Here is a 16,015-nt window from a genome sequence, read left to right on the forward strand (position 1 = left end):
TGTTTTTATGCTGAGAAATGGGGTCACTGTGGCACAGGCGGAAGTACTCAATCAGGAATCACTGGCGAAACAGGTTTTGCAGGAAACCTTTGGCTACCAGCAGTTCCGCCCGGGCCAGGAAGCGATCATCAATACGGCGCTGGAAGGGCGCGACTGCCTGGTGGTGATGCCGACAGGCGGTGGAAAATCGCTCTGTTATCAGATCCCGGCGCTGGTGCTCGATGGGCTCACGGTTGTCGTATCGCCGCTGATTTCATTGATGAAAGATCAGGTCGACCAGTTGCTGGCGAACGGCGTGGCGGCGGCCTGTCTCAACTCCACGCAAAGCCGCGAACAACAGCTTGAAGTGATGGCTGGCTGCCGTACCGGCAAAATTCGCCTGCTGTACATCGCGCCTGAACGCCTGATGCTCGACAACTTCCTCGATAACCTCAGCCACTGGAATCCGGTGATGCTGGCGGTGGACGAAGCGCACTGTATTTCGCAATGGGGCCATGACTTCCGCCCGGAATATGCGGCGCTGGGGCAGTTGCGTCAGCGTTTCCCCTCCGTGCCGTTTATGGCGCTGACGGCGACCGCTGACGACACCACCCGCCTCGATATCGTGCGTCTGCTGGGGCTGAACGATCCGCTGATTCAGATCAGCAGTTTTGACCGCCCGAACATCCGCTACATGCTGATGGAAAAATTCAAACCGCTCGATCAACTGATGCGTTACGTGCAGGAACAGCGCGGTAAATCCGGCATTATTTACTGCAACAGCCGGGCGAAAGTGGAAGATACCGCCGCGCGTCTGCAAAGCCGCGGCATCAGTGCCGGGGCATATCACGCAGGGCTGGAAAACGACGTCCGTGCCGATGTGCAGGAAAAATTCCAGCGCGATGATTTGCAAATCGTGGTGGCGACGGTGGCGTTCGGCATGGGTATCAACAAGCCTAACGTGCGCTTTGTGGTGCATTTCGACATCCCGCGCAATATCGAATCCTACTATCAGGAAACCGGCCGCGCCGGGCGTGACGGTCTGCCTGCCGAAGCCATGCTGTTTTACGATCCGGCTGATATGGCGTGGCTGCGCCGCTGCCTGGAAGAGAAACCCGCCGGACAACTGCAGGACATCGAACGTCACAAGCTCAATGCCATGGGTGCTTTTGCCGAAGCGCAAACCTGTCGTCGTCTGGTGCTGCTCAACTATTTCGGCGAAGGTCGACAGGAGCCCTGCGGTAACTGCGATATCTGCCTTGATCCGCCGAAGCAATACGATGGCGTGAGCGATGCGCAGATCGCGCTCTCCGCCATTGGCCGCGTCAATCAGCGCTTTGGGATGGGCTATGTCGTTGAAGTGATTCGCGGCGCCAATAATCAGCGTATCCGCGAGTTTGGGCACGATAAGCTCAAGGTTTACGGCATGGGGCGGGAAAAGAGCCACGAACACTGGGTCAGCGTGATCCGTCAGCTGATCCACTTAGGGTTTATCACACAGAATATTGCTCAGCATTCCGCATTGCAATTGACCGATGCCGCGCGCCCGTTGCTGCGTGGCGAAGCGCCGTTGCAGCTCGCCGTACCGCGTATCGTCGCCCTGAAACCGCGTGTGATGCAGAAAGCGGCGGTAGGTAATTACGACCGCAAACTGTTCGCTAAACTGCGTAAGCTGCGTAAAGCCATCGCCGATGAAGAGAACATCCCGCCTTACGTGGTCTTTAACGATGCGACGTTGATTGAAATGGCTGAACAAATGCCGCTGTCGCCGGGCGAAATGCTCAGCGTTAACGGCGTGGGCACGCGCAAGCTGGAGCGTTTTGGTAAAGCGTTTATGACGCTGATTCGCTCGCACGTCGATGGTGACGACGAGGAGTAGTCAAGGTGGGAAAAAAGTGCCAGTATGGTTACTCGCTGAACTATTTCCTCCATGAGTAATCGCCTATGTTAATGCTCTTTCTCACCGTGGCGCTGGTGCATATCATCGCGCTGATGAGTCCAGGCCCGGACTTTTTCTTCGTCTCGCAAACGGCAGTCAGTCGTTCACGCAAAGAAGCCATGATGGGCGTACTCGGGATCACCGCAGGCGTTATGGTCTGGGCGGGCGTTGCGTTGCTGGGTCTGCACCTGATCCTGCAAAAAATGGCGTGGCTGCATAACATCATCATGGTCGGCGGCGGTCTTTATCTCTGCTGGATGGGCTACCAGATGCTGCGTGGCGCGCTGAAGAAAGAGGTCAGTTCCGCGCCTGCGCCGCAGGTAGAATTAGCCCGCAGCGGTCGCAGTTTTCTGAAGGGGTTGCTGACGAACCTCGCCAATCCCAAAGCGATTATCTATTTCGGTTCGGTGTTCTCGCTGTTCGTTGGCGACAACATTAGTGGTGCCGCGCGCTGGGGTATTTTCCTGCTGATCATTGTCGAAACCTTTGCCTGGTTTACCCTCGTCGCCAGCCTTTTCGCGCTCCCGGCGATGCGCCGCGGCTATCAGCGCATGGCGAAATGGATCGACGGCGTCGCCGGAACACTCTTCGCCGCGTTTGGGTTGCATCTGATCCTTTCCCGCTAATTCCCTCTTCGTATAGGGCAGGTGAATGCCTGCCTTGTATCGGCTAACTCAGGCATGTCTTGCTGACGCCAGTAGCGCCCCTACCAGCATAAACAGCGAACCGAAAATCTTGTTCAGGGCCTTCATTTGATGAGGGCCTTTGATCCAGGTGGCAATACGTGTTGCCAGCGTGGCATAACCAATCATCACAATGATATCCACCACGATCGTTGTGACGCCGAGGATGACATATTGCATGACCTGCGGTTGTTGCGGCATGACAAACTGTGGAAACAGTGCGGCGAGAAAGACAATGCTCTTCGGGTTGGTGAGATTCACAAACACGGCGCGCCGGTAGAGTTTTCGCCGTGACTGCATGTTTGCGAGGCCGTTCAGATCAATTGCGCCAGCAGCGCGCCACTGCTGGATCCCGAGCCAGATGAGATAGGCCGCGCCAGCCCATTTCAGCACTTCAAAGGCAATCACAGAACGGGAAAAGAGCGTCCCAAGACCGATGCCAACCAGCACAATATGAATGCCCAGACCGGTTTGCAGCCCGGCGATAGATGCCGCCGCACCGCGATAGCCGTGGTTGATGGCCGTCGTCATCGTATTAATAGCGCCTGAACCGGGTGAAAGGCTCAGAATGATTGCTGTTAGCAGATAGGCAAACCACCACTCGAAAGTCATGAGAAATTCCCTGATTGTCCGTATTTATGCCACAATACGCTATTGTAAAGGCGTTGTGTTATTGGTCGAAAAAAAAACGATGTAACGCAGTGAGAAGGGGCAAAAACCCGATGTGTCAGCAGCAAAATGACTGGGAAACGAGAGAAAATGCGTTTGCTGCATTCAGCATGGGGCCGTTGACGGAATTCTGGCGTCAGCGCGAAGAGGCTGAATTTAAGGGTGTGGACAATGTTCCGGTACGTTTTGTCCGTTTCTGTGATGCCAAAAACGATCGTGTTATTGTCATCTGCCCCGGGCGAATCGAGAGCTATGTAAAGTATGCTGAGCTGGCCTGGGATCTTTTTCACAGTGGTTTTGACGTCCTGATTATTGACCATCGCGGGCAGGGACGTTCCGGGCGAATGCTGTCGGATACGCACCGCGGACATGTGGTGAATTTTAGTGACTACGTCGACGATCTTGCCGCGTTCTGGCAGCAAGAGGTCGCCCCGGGTCACTGGCGCAAGCGTTTTATCCTGGCTCATTCGATGGGAGGCGCGATTGCGACGCTCTTTTTGCAGCGTTTTCCTCATCAATGTGATGCCATCGCGCTGAGTGCGGCAATGTTTGGCATAATCATTCGTCTTCCCGACTGGATGGTGCGCCACATTCTCGACTGGGCTGAGGGCCATCAGCGCATTCGGGAAGGATATGCCATCGGTACAGGCCGTTGGCGTGCGCTACCGTTCGGGATAAACGTGCTGACGCACAGCAAAGAACGCTATCGTCGTAACCAGCGTTTTTATGCTGATAATCCGCAATTACGGGTCGGCGGCCCAACCTGGCACTGGGTGCGGGAAGGCATGCTGGCGGGCGAACAGGTGCTCGCAGGCGCGTCAGACGACGCCACGCCTGTTCTGTTATTGCAGGCGGAAGAAGAACGTGTGGTGGATAACCGCATGCATGATCGTTTTTGTGAAATACGCGCTGCGGCGGGTCATCCCTGTGATGGGGGTAAACCGCTCGTCATAGAAGGCGCTTACCATGAGATCCTTTTCGAAAAGGACGCTATGCGCTCGGTCGCGCTTCATGCCATCGTCGATTTTTTCTGTCGACATGATTAATCCGGCGAAAACGCCGCTTTGCTTAGAGGTTGAATTCTTTTATGTACCAGGTTGTTGCGTCTGATTTAGATGGCACATTGCTTAACCCCGACCACATGTTGTCTCCCTACACCAAAGAAACGCTGAAGTTGCTGACCGCCCGCGACGTTCATTTCATGTTCGCGACGGGTCGTCATTACATTGACGTCGGGCAAATCCGTGCCAATCTGGGTATCAAAGCCTGGATGATCACCTCCAACGGCGCGCGTGTACATGACACCGACGGCAACCTGGTGTTCGCGCATAACCTTGACAGCGATATCGCGTCTGATCTGTTTGGCGTGGTGAATAATAATCCCGATATTGTGACCAACGTTTATCGCGATGATGACTGGTTCATGAACCGTCATCGTCCGGAAGAGATGCGTTTCTTCAAGGAAGCGGTATTTAAGTACTCGCTTTACGAACCCGGTTTACTGGAGCCGGAAGGTGTCAGTAAAGTGTTTTTCACCTGCCACGATCACGAGATCCTGTTGCCGCTGGAGCAGGCTATCAATGCCCGCTGGGGTGACCGCGTCAACGTCAGTTTTTCCACACTGACCTGCCTGGAAGTGATGGCGGGCGGCGTGTCGAAAGGCCATGCGCTGGAAGCTGTCGCGAAGGAAATGGGCTACAACCTGCAAGACTGTATCGCCTTTGGCGACGGTATGAACGACGCGGAAATGCTGTCGATGGCAGGGAAAGGCTGCATCATGGCAGGCGCGCATCAGCGCCTGAAAGATCTGCACCCTGAACTGGAAGTGATTGGCAGCAACGCGGACGATGCTGTTGCTCACTATCTGCGCAAGCTGTACTTGGATTGACAAACTTGACGACTGATTGTTTTTTAATCAGTCGTCAACCTTCAGCTCCGCTACAATGGGCCTCTGTTTTTCGGAAAGAGAGTCATTGTGGCGCTACTCATTATCACCACCATCCTGTGGGCCTTCTCCTTTAGCCTGATTGGCGAATACCTCGCAGGGCATGTCGACAGCTATTTTTCTGTGCTGATACGCATTGGCCTGGCGGCACTGGTGTTTATTCCGTTTCTGCGCCTGCGCGGGCAAACACTGAAAACCATCGCGCTGTATATGCTGGTTGGCGCTATGCAACTGGGTGTGATGTATCTGTTCAGTTTCCGCGCTTATCTCTACCTGACGGTATCGGAATTCCTGCTGTTCACGGTGTTAACGCCGCTGTATGTCACGCTGATTTACGATCTGCTCAGTAAGCGCCGTCTGCGTTGGGGGTATCTCCTGAGTGCCATGCTGGCAGTGATCGGCGCGGCCATTATTCGCTATGACAAAGTCAGTGACCATTTCTGGACGGGGCTGCTGCTGGTACAACTGGCCAACATCAGCTTTGCCATTGGCATGGTGGGGTACAAACGGCTGATGGAAATTCACCCGATGCCGCAGCATAACGCTTTCGCGTGGTTCTACATGGGCGCGTTTCTGGTGGCGGTCGCGGCGTGGTTTACGCTCGGGGATCCGCAAAAACTGCCGACCACCACGCTGCAATGGGGCATTCTGGTATGGCTGGGCGTTGTGGCCTCGGGGCTGGGGTATTTCATGTGGAACTATGGCGCGACGCAGGTGGATGCCGGAACGCTCGGCATCATGAATAACGTCCATGTTCCCGCAGGGTTGCTGGTGAATCTGGCCATCTGGCAGGAGCAGCCGCACTGGCCGAGTTTCATCATTGGGGGAACGGTGATAATGGCTTCACTGTGGGTCCATCGCCATTGGGTCGCTCCGCGTTCCGCACAAAAGGAAGATGATCGCAGGCGTGATTCCGCGTTGAACGAATAAACGCTTCCGTCACCGGCTGACGCTGCTCGCCATCTCGCACGGCGGCGTACAGTCGGCTCCACAGTCCTTCTCCCAGGGTTTTGGTGGTCACCAGACCCTGACGTTCAAAGCTCTCCACCACCCAATGCGGTAGCGCCGCGATCCCCATCTGCGCCGCCACCATCTGGATCAGCAGCAGCGTATTATCCACGCTTTTCAGCGAAGGACTGACGCCCGCGGGTTGCAGGAAATGGCGCCAGATATCCAGACGACCGCGCTGCACCGGGTAGATAAGCAACGTCTCGCTGGCTAAATCTTCCGGCGTGATACGCGCTTTTGCTGCCAGCGGATGCTCCGGCGCCAGAATCAGGCGCACTTCATAATCAAACATCGGTGAATAGTGCAGACCGCTGCGCGGCAGAATATCGGAGGTGAGGACGATATCCAGCTCGCCTTGCTGCAATGCGGGTTGCGGATCAAACGTCACGCCCGATTTGAAATCCACCTCAACCTGCGGCCATTGCGCGCGAAAGTTTTGTAGTGCCGGGGTCAGCCACTGAATACAGCTGTGGCATTCGATCGCAATACGCAGCGTCGTTTGCTGTGGCTCATTGCAGGCCTGTAGCGCGCGACTGATTTGCGGCAGCACCTGGTTCGCCAGTTGAAGCAGAATTTCCCCCTGTGGCGTGAAGCGCAGCGGCTGACTTTTACGCACAAAAAGACGAAAGCCGAGGCGCTGTTCCAGATCGCTGAACTGATGGGAAAGGGCGGACTGGGTCTGATGCAGCGTCGCTGCCGCTGCGGCGAGCGAGCCGCTGTTCCGTAACGCCTGTAGCGTTTTCAGATGTTTTATCTCGATCATGAAAGTCCTTCACTTCGGCATGAACAAATTGCGCTTGAGGAATATACAGTACTTGCGAATTATAGATGTGTAAACATCTGGATGGCTAAATCCTGAAAAATTCACAAGGGGCAACAGTATGACAATTATTAACCACACCCTCGGTTTTCCTCGCGTTGGCCTGCACCGCGAGCTGAAAAAAGCGCAAGAAAGTTATTGGGCGGGGAATGCTTCTCGCGAAGCGTTGCTGGAAACCGGTCGCGAACTGCGCGCTCGTCACTGGGAACAGCAAAAACAGGCCGGTATTGATCTGCTGCCGGTGGGGGACTTCGCCTGGTACGACCATGTTCTGACGACCAGCCTGTTGCTGGGTAACGTACCGGCTCGTCATCAGAATAAAGACGGTTCCGTGGATATCGACACCCTGTTCCGCATCGGGCGTGGTCGCGCACCGACCGGCGAACCGGCGGCGGCCGCGGAAATGACCAAGTGGTTTAACACCAACTATCACTACATGGTGCCTGAGTTCACCAAAGGCCAGCAGTTCAAATTGACCTGGACGCAATTGCTGGAAGAAGTCGACGAAGCGCTGGCACTGGGCCATAGGGTGAAACCGGTACTGCTGGGGCCGGTCACTTATCTGTGGCTGGGCAAAGTGAAGGGCGAATCATTCGATCGCCTCAGCCTGCTGAATGACATTCTGCCGGTCTACAAACAGGTGCTGGCAGCGCTGGCAAAACGTGGCATCGAGTGGGTGCAGATTGACGAGCCCGCGCTGGTGCTTGAACTGCCGCAGGCATGGCTGGAAGCATTCAAACCTGCGTACGACGCGTTGCAAGGGGCGGTGAAGCTGCTGCTCACCACCTATTTTGAAGGCGTCACGCCGAATCTGGACACCATCACTTCGTTGCCGGTACAGGGGCTGCATGTGGATCTGGTACACGGTAAGGACAGCGTTGCCGAACTGCATAAACGTCTGCCTGCTGACTGGCTGCTGTCTGCCGGTCTGGTGAATGGCCGTAACGTCTGGCGCGCCGATCTGACAGAAAAATACGCGCAAATTCGCGATATCATCGGCAAACGTGATCTGTGGGTCGCCTCTTCCTGTTCTCTGTTACACAGCCCGATCGACTTGAGCGTGGAAACGCGGCTTGATGCGGAAGTGAAGAGCTGGTTCGCCTTTGCGCTGCAAAAATGCGAAGAGCTGGCGTTGCTGCGCGATGCGCTGAACAGTGGCGATACGGCGAAAATTACCGAATGGAGCGCGCCAATTCAGGCTCGTCGCCACTCCACCCGCGTCCACAACGCTGCCGTGGAAAAACGTCTTGCGGCAATCACCGCGAAGGACAGCCAGCGTGCAAATGCGTACCCGGTGCGTGCTGAAGCGCAGCGCGCACGCTTCAATTTGCCGGCATGGCCGACCACTACCATCGGTTCATTCCCGCAAACCACGGAAATCCGCAGCCTGCGTCTGGATTTCAAAAAGGGCAACCTCGACGCCAGTCATTACCGTACTGGTATCGCCGGGCATATCAAACAGGCGATTATCGAGCAGGAGCAACTGGGGCTGGATGTGCTGGTGCACGGTGAAGCGGAACGTAATGACATGGTGGAATACTTCGGTGAGCACCTGGACGGCTTCATCTTTACCCAGAACGGTTGGGTGCAGAGCTATGGCTCCCGTTGCGTTAAGCCGCCGGTAGTCATCGGTGATATCAGCCGCCCGGAACCGATCACCGTGGAATGGGCCAAATATGCGCAGTCGCTGACCGATAAACCGGTCAAAGGCATGCTGACGGGCCCGGTCACTATTCTCTGCTGGTCTTTCCCGCGTGAAGACGTCAGCCGTGAAACCATCGCCAAACAGATTGCGCTGGCCTTGCGTGATGAAGTGGCGGATCTCGAAGCCGCAGGCATCGGCATCATTCAGATCGACGAACCGGCACTGCGCGAAGGTCTGCCGCTGCGTCGTAGCGACTGGGATGCGTATCTGCAGTGGGGCGTAGAGGCGTTTCGTATTAACGCGGCCGTGGCGAAGAATGACACGCAGATCCACACCCATATGTGTTACTGCGAGTTCAACGACATCATGGACTCCATCGCCGCACTGGATGCAGACGTCATCACCATCGAAACCTCGCGTTCTGACATGGAACTGCTGGAAGCGTTTGAAGCGTTCGAATATCCAAACGAAATCGGGCCGGGCGTGTATGACATTCACTCGCCGAATGTGCCAGACGTAGAGTGGATTGAGGCATTACTGGCGAAAGCCGCACAGCGCATTCCGGCGGAACGTCTGTGGGTGAACCCGGACTGCGGCCTGAAAACCCGCGGCTGGCCGGAAACCCGTGCCGCGCTGGCGAACATGGTTAAAGCCGCGCAGAATCTGCGTCAGGCATAACTGATGATCGAAGCCGGGCGACGCAAACGCGCACCCGGCTTGTTTTTATTTCTTCACGCCATAGCGCGCAAACCACTCCAGCATCCGCTGCCAGCCATCTCTGGCGGATTCAGCGTGATAGCTCGGTCGGTAATCGGCATTAAACGCATGCCCGGCCTCAGGGTAAACCACAATCTCCGCTTTCGCGTTCGCGGCGCGTAACGCCTGCCGCATGGTTTCCACGCTCTCAAGCGAAATCCCGGTATCCTGACCGCCGTACAATCCCAGCACCGGCGCGTTGAGATCGGTCGCCACATCCACCGGGTTTTTTGGCGAATTCAGCGAGGTATCGCCCGCCAGTTTCCCGTACCACGCCACGGCTGCTTTGAGCTGCGGATTATGCGCGGCATACAGCCAGGCGATGCGCCCACCCCAGCAGAAACCGGTGATTAACAGACGATGAGGATCACCGCCGTTGCGGGCTGCCCAGTTGGCAACATGGTCCAGATCCGCCAGCACCTGCGCATCCGGCACTTTTGACACCAGGTTGCTGAATAGCGTCGGGATATCAGCGTAATCATTCGGGTTGCCCTGGCGGAAATAGAGCTCTGGCGCCACGGCCTGATACCCTTCCAGTGCCAGACGGCGGCACAAATCGCGGATGTGCTCATGCACACCGAAAATTTCCTGAACCACAATCACGACCGGCAGCGAGCCGTCGACATCTTTGGGCCGCGCGTAATAAGCGGGCATGTTATCGCCCTGGGTGGGGATCGTCGTTTCACTCGCCGTAATCGCCTCTTCCGGCGTACGTACAATGGTGGATGCGTGTGGTGAAGCTGCAGGTGCAAAGCCAGGTTGGTTGTCTGTCTTCATGGTTATTCTCCATACCCTTGAATGGTTAGCGCATGGTTTACTATAGACTGCACGTTAATAATCCACAGTGCCTGAAACAGGCTATCTTTTGTGCAGAGCCGCGAAACAGAATTTTGTTATGTGATGCAAATCACTAAATAATGAGAATTAACTGCAATCATTTTCATTCAGAGTGATAAGTATCACGAAAACGCCGCAGGCGCTTCGGTAAAGTACCCTTTTACTTCTGCTGATAATCTGACCCACAGAGGAGTTTTATATGTCCAAGTCCGATGTTTTTCACTTAGGCCTCACCAAAAATGATTTACAAGGGGCTACGCTGGCTATCGTCCCGGGCGATCCTGAGCGTGTTGAAAAGATCGCCGCGCTGATGGAAAAGCCGGTCAAGCTGGCATCGCATCGTGAATTTACCTCCTGGCGCGCGGAGCTCGGCGGCAAGGCGGTCATCGTGTGCTCAACGGGTATCGGCGGTCCATCCACTTCGATTGCAGTAGAAGAGCTGGCGCAACTGGGTATCCGCACTTTCCTGCGCGTGGGTACCACCGGTGCCATCCAGCCCAATATCAATGTCGGTGATGTCCTGGTTACCACCGCTTCCGTACGCCTTGATGGTGCGAGCCTGCACTTCGCGCCGATGGAATACCCGGCCGTGGCTGATTTTGCCTGCACCACTGCGCTGGTAGAAGCGGCGAAAGCCGTTGGCGCCACCACGCATATCGGCGTAACGGCCTCTTCTGACACCTTCTATCCGGGTCAGGAACGTTACGACACATTCTCTGGTCGCGTGGTGAGCCGTTTCAAAGGCTCAATGGAAGAGTGGCAGTCCATGGGCGTGATGAACTATGAAATGGAATCCGCCACGCTGCTGACCATGTGCTCCAGCCAGGGCCTGCGTGCGGGTATGGTGGCAGGCGTTATCGTCAACCGCACCCAACAGGAAATTCCGAATGTGGAAACCATGAAGCAGACCGAAAGTCATGCGGTGCAAATTGTGGTCGAAGCCGCACGCCGTCTGCTGTAATTTCTCTTCTCTTCCCGAAGGCCGATTCGTTCGGCCTTTCTTTTTTGCGTAGCGCCTCGCAGGAAATACCTTTTAAACTGGACGTTTATACAGCACAATTCTATTTTGTGCCGGTAAGCAGTTTAAGCAGGGGGAACGGTGGATATTACAATCATTCTGAGCGCGGTCGTGGCGCTGATGGCAGGCATTCTCGTGGGCTGGCTGATTGAGCGCTCCCGCTCGGCACAGCGACAGGCAGATATGCTGGCAGAGCAGCGCGATCTCTTCGGTGAACTCAGCGCCGCCCGGCAACAGCTGGCGCACAGTGATCACTGGCGTGATGAATGTGAACTGCTGAATAATGAGCTGCGTAACCTGCGCGAAATTAATGCCTCGCTGGAAGCCGATCTCCGCGAAGTCACGACCCGTCTCGAATCCACGCAAATCCATGCCGAAGATAAACTCCGCCAGATGGTCAACAGCGAGCAGCGCCTGAGTGAACAGTTCGAAAACCTGGCGAACCGTATTTTCGAACACAGCAACCGACGCGTTGATGAACAAAATCGCCAGAGCCTGAACAGTCTGCTGACCCCGCTTCGTGAACAGCTTGATGGCTTCCGCCGCCAGGTGCAGGACAGCTTCGGCCAGGAAGCGCGCGAGCGGCATACCCTTGCCCATGAGATCCGTAACCTGCAACAACTGAATGCACAAATGACACAAGAAGCGGTGAACCTGACGCGCGCGCTGAAAGGCGATAACAAAACTCAGGGCAACTGGGGCGAAGTGGTGCTGACCCGGGTACTGGAGGCATCTGGCCTGCGCGAAGGGCATGAGTACCAGACGCAGGTCAGTATCGAAACCGATGCCCGCGCCCGTATGCAACCCGACGTTATCGTGCGGTTACCGCAAGGGAAAGATGTGGTGATTGACGCCAAAATGACGCTGGTTGCTTACGAGCGCTACTTCAATGCGGAGGACGACGCCATCCGCGAGGCGGCAATGCAGGAGCATATTGCCTCTGTGCGTAACCATATCCGCCTGCTGAGCCGCAAAGACTACCAGCAACTCCCCGGATTGCGTTCGCTCGATTATGTGCTGATGTTTATCCCTGTCGAGCCCGCGTTTTTGTTAGCGATTGACCGCCAGCCCGAACTCATCACCGAAGCACTGAAAAATAACATCATGCTGGTCAGCCCGACGACCTTGCTGGTGGCGCTACGAACCATCGCCAATCTCTGGCGATACGAACATCAGAGCCGCAACGCACAGCAGATCGCGGAGCGCGCTGGTCGGCTGTACGACAAAATGCGCCTGTTTGTCGATGACATGACCTCGGTAGGGCAAAGTCTGGACCGGGCGCAGGACAACTATCGTCAGGCAATGAAAAAACTCTCATCCGGCCGCGGCAATATGCTGGCGCAGGCAGAAGCGTTCCGCAGCCTGGGTGTAGAAGTGAAACGCGAGATTAATCCGGATTTAACCGATCAGGCGATGGCGCAGGATGATGACTATCGTCTGCCTGACGGGCAGGCGCCCGGCGAGACGCACGGAACCCTTTCGGTAGAGAGCGACGAATCAGAAGATAAGCGCTACTCAAGTGAAGGTTGATTCGTAGGGGAAAAGCGCCCAATCTGTTACACTTCCAGGACTTTTTTTGATAAGCAGGCGTAAAGATGGCTGAGAATACACAAGAAACGACGCACTTTGGCTTTCAGACTGTCGCCAAAGCGCAGAAAGCTGACATGGTTGCACACGTATTCCATTCCGTGGCTGCAAAATATGATGTGATGAACGACCTGATGTCGTTTGGCATTCATCGTTTGTGGAAGCGCTTTACTATTGATTGCAGTGGCGTTCGACGCGGGCAGACCGTGCTGGATCTGGCGGGCGGTACGGGCGATCTCACGGCGAAATTTTCGCGACTGGTCGGCGAAACCGGACGTGTCGTTCTGGCAGACATCAACGATTCCATGCTCAAAATGGGGCGGGAAAAGCTGCGTAATATTGGCGTGATTGGCAATGTGGAATATGTCCAGGCCAACGCCGAAGCGTTACCGTTCCCCGATAACACATTCGATTGCATTACCATTTCATTTGGCTTGCGTAACGTGACGGATAAAGAGAAAGCGTTGCGCTCAATGTACCGCGTTCTTAAACCGGGCGGCCGTCTGCTGGTGCTTGAATTTTCTAAACCGATTCTCGATCCGCTGAGCAAAGCGTACGACGCCTACTCATTCCATATTTTGCCGCGCATTGGTGAAGTAGTGGCAAACGATGCGGAAAGCTATCGTTATCTGGCCGAATCTATTCGCATGCATCCCGATCAGGACACCCTGAAAGGCATGATGCAGGATGCCGGCTTCGAAAATGTCGATTACTACAACCTGACAGCAGGGATCGTGGCGTTGCATCGCGGCTATAAATTCTGACAGGAGGGACGCTATGCCTTTCAAACCCTTAGTCAACGCTGGCATTGAAACTGCGCTGAATGCGTTTCTCTGGCGCGAACGTGCGTTAAAACCCGCTCGCCAGAGATTACTGAACAGAGTGTTACGTGTGGAGCTAAAAGAGTTTTCCTCTCCCGTCGTACTGGCGTTCAGCGAACAGCAGATCGATGTACTGGGAGCATGGGAAGGCGACGCCGACTGTACCGTCACCACACGCCTTGGCGTTCTGCCGCAATTGCGCAATCGCCAGCAACTGACCGCGTTGATTCGCAGCGGTGATCTGGAAGTGCAGGGCGACATTCAGGTTGTGCAAAATTTTGTCGCACTGGCCGATCTCGCTGAGTTTGATCCTGCGGAACTGCTTGCCCCCTACACCGGCGACATCGCTGCAGAAGGCGTCAGCAAAGCGCTACGTGCGGGCACATCTTTCTTTCGCCAGGGGTTTCAGCGTCAGCAACGTTACGCAGCAGAAGCGTTAACGGAAGAGTGGAAGCTGGCGCCGGGTCCGCTGGAGGTGGCGTGGTTCGCTGAAGAAACCGCGGCCGTTGAACGCGCTGTTGAAGCATTAGCGAAACGGCTGGATAAACTGGAGGACAAATGACGCCAGGGGAAATTCGGCGCCTGTATTTTATCATCCAAACCTTTTTAAGTTACGGGCTGGATGAACTCATTCCTAAAATGCGTATCACGCTGCCGCTGCGTCTCTGGCGGCGAATGCTGTTCTGGATGCCGAACCGCCATAAAACGCTGCCGCTGGGCGAACGTCTTCGCCTGGCCCTGCAGGAGCTTGGCCCGGTCTGGATCAAATTCGGTCAGATGCTTTCCACCCGCCGCGACCTTTTTCCGCCACAGATTGCCGATCAACTGGCACTGTTGCAGGATCGCGTCGCGCCGTTCGACGGGCAACTGGCGAAAAAACAGATTGAGCATGCGATGGGCGATATCCCTGTCGAAAGCTGGTTTGATGATTTTGACATTACGCCGCTGGCGTCAGCCTCGATTGCGCAGGTGCATACGGCGCGTCTGAAAGAGAACGGCAAAGAGATCGTCATTAAAGTGATCCGCCCGGACATTCTGCCGGTCATCAAAGCGGACATGAAACTCATCTATCGCCTGGCACGCTGGGTTCCTCGCCTGTTGCCGGACGGACGCCGTCTGCGCCCGCTGGAAGTGGTGCGCGAATATGAAAAAACGATTATCGATGAACTGAATTTGCTGCGTGAAGCAGCAAACGCCATCCAGCTTCGGCGCAACTTTGAAAACAGCTCGATGCTGTACGTGCCGGAAGTGTATTCGGACTATTGCAGCCAGAACATGCTGGTGATGGAGCGAATTTACGGCATTCCTGTCTCTGATGTCGAGACGCTGGAGAAGCAGGGCACGAACATGAAACTGCTCGCTGAACGCGGCGTTCAGGTGTTCTTCACCCAGGTCTTCCGCGACAGCTTTTTCCACGCCGACATGCACCCCGGCAATATTTTCGTCAGCTACGATCACCCGGAAGATCCGCAATACATCGGGATCGACTGCGGTATTGTCGGTTCACTCAACAAAGAAGATAAGCGCTATCTGGCGGAAAATTTTATCGCCTTTTTCAATCGCGATTACCGCAAGGTGGCGGAGCTGCATGTCGATTCCGGCTGGGTACCGCCGGACACCAACGTTGAAGAGTTTGAGTTTGCGATTCGTACCGTTTGTGAGCCTATTTTCGAGAAGCCGCTGGCGGAAATCTCGTTCGGACATGTGCTGCTGAACCTGTTTAACACTGCGCGACGTTTCAACATGGAAGTGCAGCCGCAACTGGTGTTGCTGCAAAAAACGCTTCTGTATGTTGAAGGCGTCGGTCGTCAGCTTTATCCGCAGTTAGATTTGTGGAAAACAGCAAAACCGTTCCTGGAATCCTGGCTTAAGGATCAGGTCGGCCTTCCTGCTCTGGTTCGCACGCTGAAAGAAAAAGCGCCGTTCTGGATCGAGAAAATGCCTGAAATCCCGGAACTTGTTTACGACAGTCTGCGTCAGAGCAAACAACTTCAGCACAGTATTGATAAAATAGCGCACGACTTATCATCGAACCGTATCCGGCAGGGACAATCACGTTATCTGTTTGGTATAGGTGCGGTTTTACTTTTGAGCGGTACGCTGTTGTTAATAAATCGCCCGGACTGGGGCGTGATGCCCGCCTGGATTATGGCGGGTGGGCTGGTCGTCTGGTTGATTGGCTGGCGTAAAACACGCTGATTTTTTGGCATCGCTAACAGCAATGTGCCTACGTATAATGTAGATTGATTAATTCATCATCAATGTACACAAGATCACTCAAGCTGCATTGAGGCCGCCTGAAGGATGA

At 55.2% G+C, this 16,015-nt stretch carries 14 protein-coding genes; 11 read left to right on the forward strand and 3 right to left on the reverse strand.

The window, feature by feature from the left end; translation table 11 throughout:
• The first annotated feature begins 28 nt into the window (after positions 1–28).
• Positions 29–1,858 (forward strand): ATP-dependent DNA helicase RecQ, encoded by a 1,830-nt coding sequence (gene recQ / locus AOY23_RS19995; protein WP_152958648.1) that lies wholly within the window; start codon positions 29–31, stop codon positions 1,856–1,858.
• Positions 1,859–1,923: 65 nt separating this feature from the next.
• Entirely contained in the window at positions 1,924–2,544 is a 621-nt protein-coding gene (gene rhtC / locus AOY23_RS20000) for a threonine export protein RhtC (protein ID WP_054181012.1), read from the forward strand.
• Between the two features lie 48 nt (positions 2,545–2,592).
• On the opposite strand, the gene rhtB is transcribed toward rhtC, so the two are convergent.
• Complete coding sequence (gene rhtB, locus AOY23_RS20005) at positions 2,593–3,213, reverse strand: homoserine/homoserine lactone efflux protein (RefSeq protein WP_054181013.1); 621 nt, start codon at positions 3,211–3,213, stop codon at positions 2,593–2,595.
• 110 nt (positions 3,214–3,323) lie between these two features.
• Between rhtB and pldB the strand changes: the two genes are divergently transcribed.
• From pldB to AOY23_RS20020, 3 genes are all read left to right on the forward strand, one after another.
• Positions 3,324–4,316 carry a lysophospholipase L2 gene (gene pldB, locus AOY23_RS20010; RefSeq protein ID WP_054181014.1) on the forward strand — a complete coding sequence of 331 codons (993 nt, stop codon included), beginning with the start codon at positions 3,324–3,326 and terminating at the stop codon, positions 4,314–4,316.
• A gap of 41 nt (positions 4,317–4,357) precedes the next feature.
• Positions 4,358–5,158: a sugar/pyridoxal phosphate phosphatase YigL gene (yigL, locus tag AOY23_RS20015; protein ID WP_054181015.1), complete on the forward strand. Its 801-nt coding sequence runs from the start codon at positions 4,358–4,360 to the stop codon at positions 5,156–5,158.
• Positions 5,159–5,245: 87 nt separating this feature from the next.
• Positions 5,246–6,145 carry a carboxylate/amino acid/amine transporter gene (locus AOY23_RS20020; RefSeq protein ID WP_054181016.1) on the forward strand — a complete coding sequence of 300 codons (900 nt, stop codon included), beginning with the start codon at positions 5,246–5,248 and terminating at the stop codon, positions 6,143–6,145.
• On the opposite strand, the gene metR is transcribed toward AOY23_RS20020, so the two are convergent.
• Positions 6,033–6,986 carry an HTH-type transcriptional regulator MetR gene (metR, locus tag AOY23_RS20025; protein ID WP_054181017.1) on the reverse strand — a complete coding sequence of 318 codons (954 nt, stop codon included), beginning with the start codon at positions 6,984–6,986 and terminating at the stop codon, positions 6,033–6,035. The two genes, AOY23_RS20020 and metR, sit on opposite strands and share 113 nt — an antisense overlap.
• 118 nt (positions 6,987–7,104) lie before the next feature.
• Here metR and metE point away from each other — a divergent pair, with 118 nt between their 5' ends.
• Positions 7,105–9,366, forward strand: coding sequence for a 5-methyltetrahydropteroyltriglutamate--homocysteine S-methyltransferase (gene metE / locus AOY23_RS20030; protein WP_054181018.1), 2,262 nt, complete (start codon positions 7,105–7,107; stop codon positions 9,364–9,366).
• 45 nt (positions 9,367–9,411) lie between these two features.
• On the opposite strand, the gene AOY23_RS20035 is transcribed toward metE, so the two are convergent.
• Positions 9,412–10,221, reverse strand: coding sequence for a dienelactone hydrolase family protein (locus AOY23_RS20035; RefSeq protein ID WP_054181019.1), 810 nt, complete (start codon positions 10,219–10,221; stop codon positions 9,412–9,414).
• A 259-nt stretch (positions 10,222–10,480) separates the two neighbouring features.
• Between AOY23_RS20035 and udp the strand changes: the two genes are divergently transcribed.
• The 5 genes from udp to ubiB all read left to right on the forward strand — a co-directional run bounded on the left by udp (position 10,481) and on the right by ubiB (position 15,906).
• Positions 10,481–11,242, forward strand: a complete 762-nt coding sequence (udp, locus tag AOY23_RS20040) for a uridine phosphorylase (RefSeq protein WP_054181020.1) — start codon at positions 10,481–10,483, stop codon at positions 11,240–11,242.
• Positions 11,243–11,380: 138 nt separating this feature from the next.
• Positions 11,381–12,829 (forward strand): DNA recombination protein RmuC, encoded by a 1,449-nt coding sequence (gene rmuC / locus AOY23_RS20045; RefSeq protein ID WP_054181021.1) that lies wholly within the window; start codon positions 11,381–11,383, stop codon positions 12,827–12,829.
• A gap of 65 nt (positions 12,830–12,894) precedes the next feature.
• Positions 12,895–13,650 (forward strand): bifunctional demethylmenaquinone methyltransferase/2-methoxy-6-polyprenyl-1,4-benzoquinol methylase UbiE, encoded by a 756-nt coding sequence (ubiE, locus tag AOY23_RS20050; protein WP_054181022.1) that lies wholly within the window; start codon positions 12,895–12,897, stop codon positions 13,648–13,650.
• A gap of 13 nt (positions 13,651–13,663) precedes the next feature.
• Entirely contained in the window at positions 13,664–14,269 is a 606-nt protein-coding gene (gene ubiJ / locus AOY23_RS20055) for a ubiquinone biosynthesis protein UbiJ (RefSeq protein ID WP_054181023.1), read from the forward strand.
• A complete protein-coding gene (ubiB, locus tag AOY23_RS20060; protein WP_054181024.1) occupies positions 14,266–15,906 on the forward strand; it encodes a ubiquinone biosynthesis regulatory protein kinase UbiB in 1,641 nt (546 codons plus the stop codon). The genes ubiJ and ubiB overlap by 4 nt, the downstream gene beginning before the upstream one ends.
• Positions 15,907–16,015 lie beyond the last annotated feature (109 nt).

It is taken from the genome of Trabulsiella odontotermitis (assembly GCF_001297775.1).
Taxonomy (GTDB): Bacteria; Pseudomonadota; Gammaproteobacteria; order Enterobacterales; family Enterobacteriaceae; genus Trabulsiella; species Trabulsiella odontotermitis.

Excerpts from the sequence above, each read along its gene's own strand:
- metR (WP_054181017.1), bottom strand. The coding sequence starts at position 6,986 with ATGATCGAGATAAAACATCTGAAAACGCTACAGGCGTTACGGAACAGC.
- rhtC (WP_054181012.1), top strand. The coding sequence starts at position 1,924 with ATGTTAATGCTCTTTCTCACCGTGGCGCTGGTGCATATCATCGCGCTG.
- rhtB (WP_054181013.1), bottom strand. The coding sequence starts at position 3,213 with ATGACTTTCGAGTGGTGGTTTGCCTATCTGCTAACAGCAATCATTCTG.
- ubiE (WP_054181022.1), top strand. The coding sequence starts at position 12,895 with ATGGCTGAGAATACACAAGAAACGACGCACTTTGGCTTTCAGACTGTC.
- ubiJ (WP_054181023.1), top strand. The coding sequence starts at position 13,664 with ATGCCTTTCAAACCCTTAGTCAACGCTGGCATTGAAACTGCGCTGAAT.
- AOY23_RS20035 (WP_054181019.1), bottom strand. The coding sequence starts at position 10,221 with ATGAAGACAGACAACCAACCTGGCTTTGCACCTGCAGCTTCACCACAC.
- ubiB (WP_054181024.1), top strand. The coding sequence starts at position 14,266 with ATGACGCCAGGGGAAATTCGGCGCCTGTATTTTATCATCCAAACCTTT.
- udp (WP_054181020.1), top strand. The coding sequence starts at position 10,481 with ATGTCCAAGTCCGATGTTTTTCACTTAGGCCTCACCAAAAATGATTTA.
- metE (WP_054181018.1), top strand. The coding sequence starts at position 7,105 with ATGACAATTATTAACCACACCCTCGGTTTTCCTCGCGTTGGCCTGCAC.
- yigL (WP_054181015.1), top strand. The coding sequence starts at position 4,358 with ATGTACCAGGTTGTTGCGTCTGATTTAGATGGCACATTGCTTAACCCC.
- pldB (WP_054181014.1), top strand. The coding sequence starts at position 3,324 with ATGTGTCAGCAGCAAAATGACTGGGAAACGAGAGAAAATGCGTTTGCT.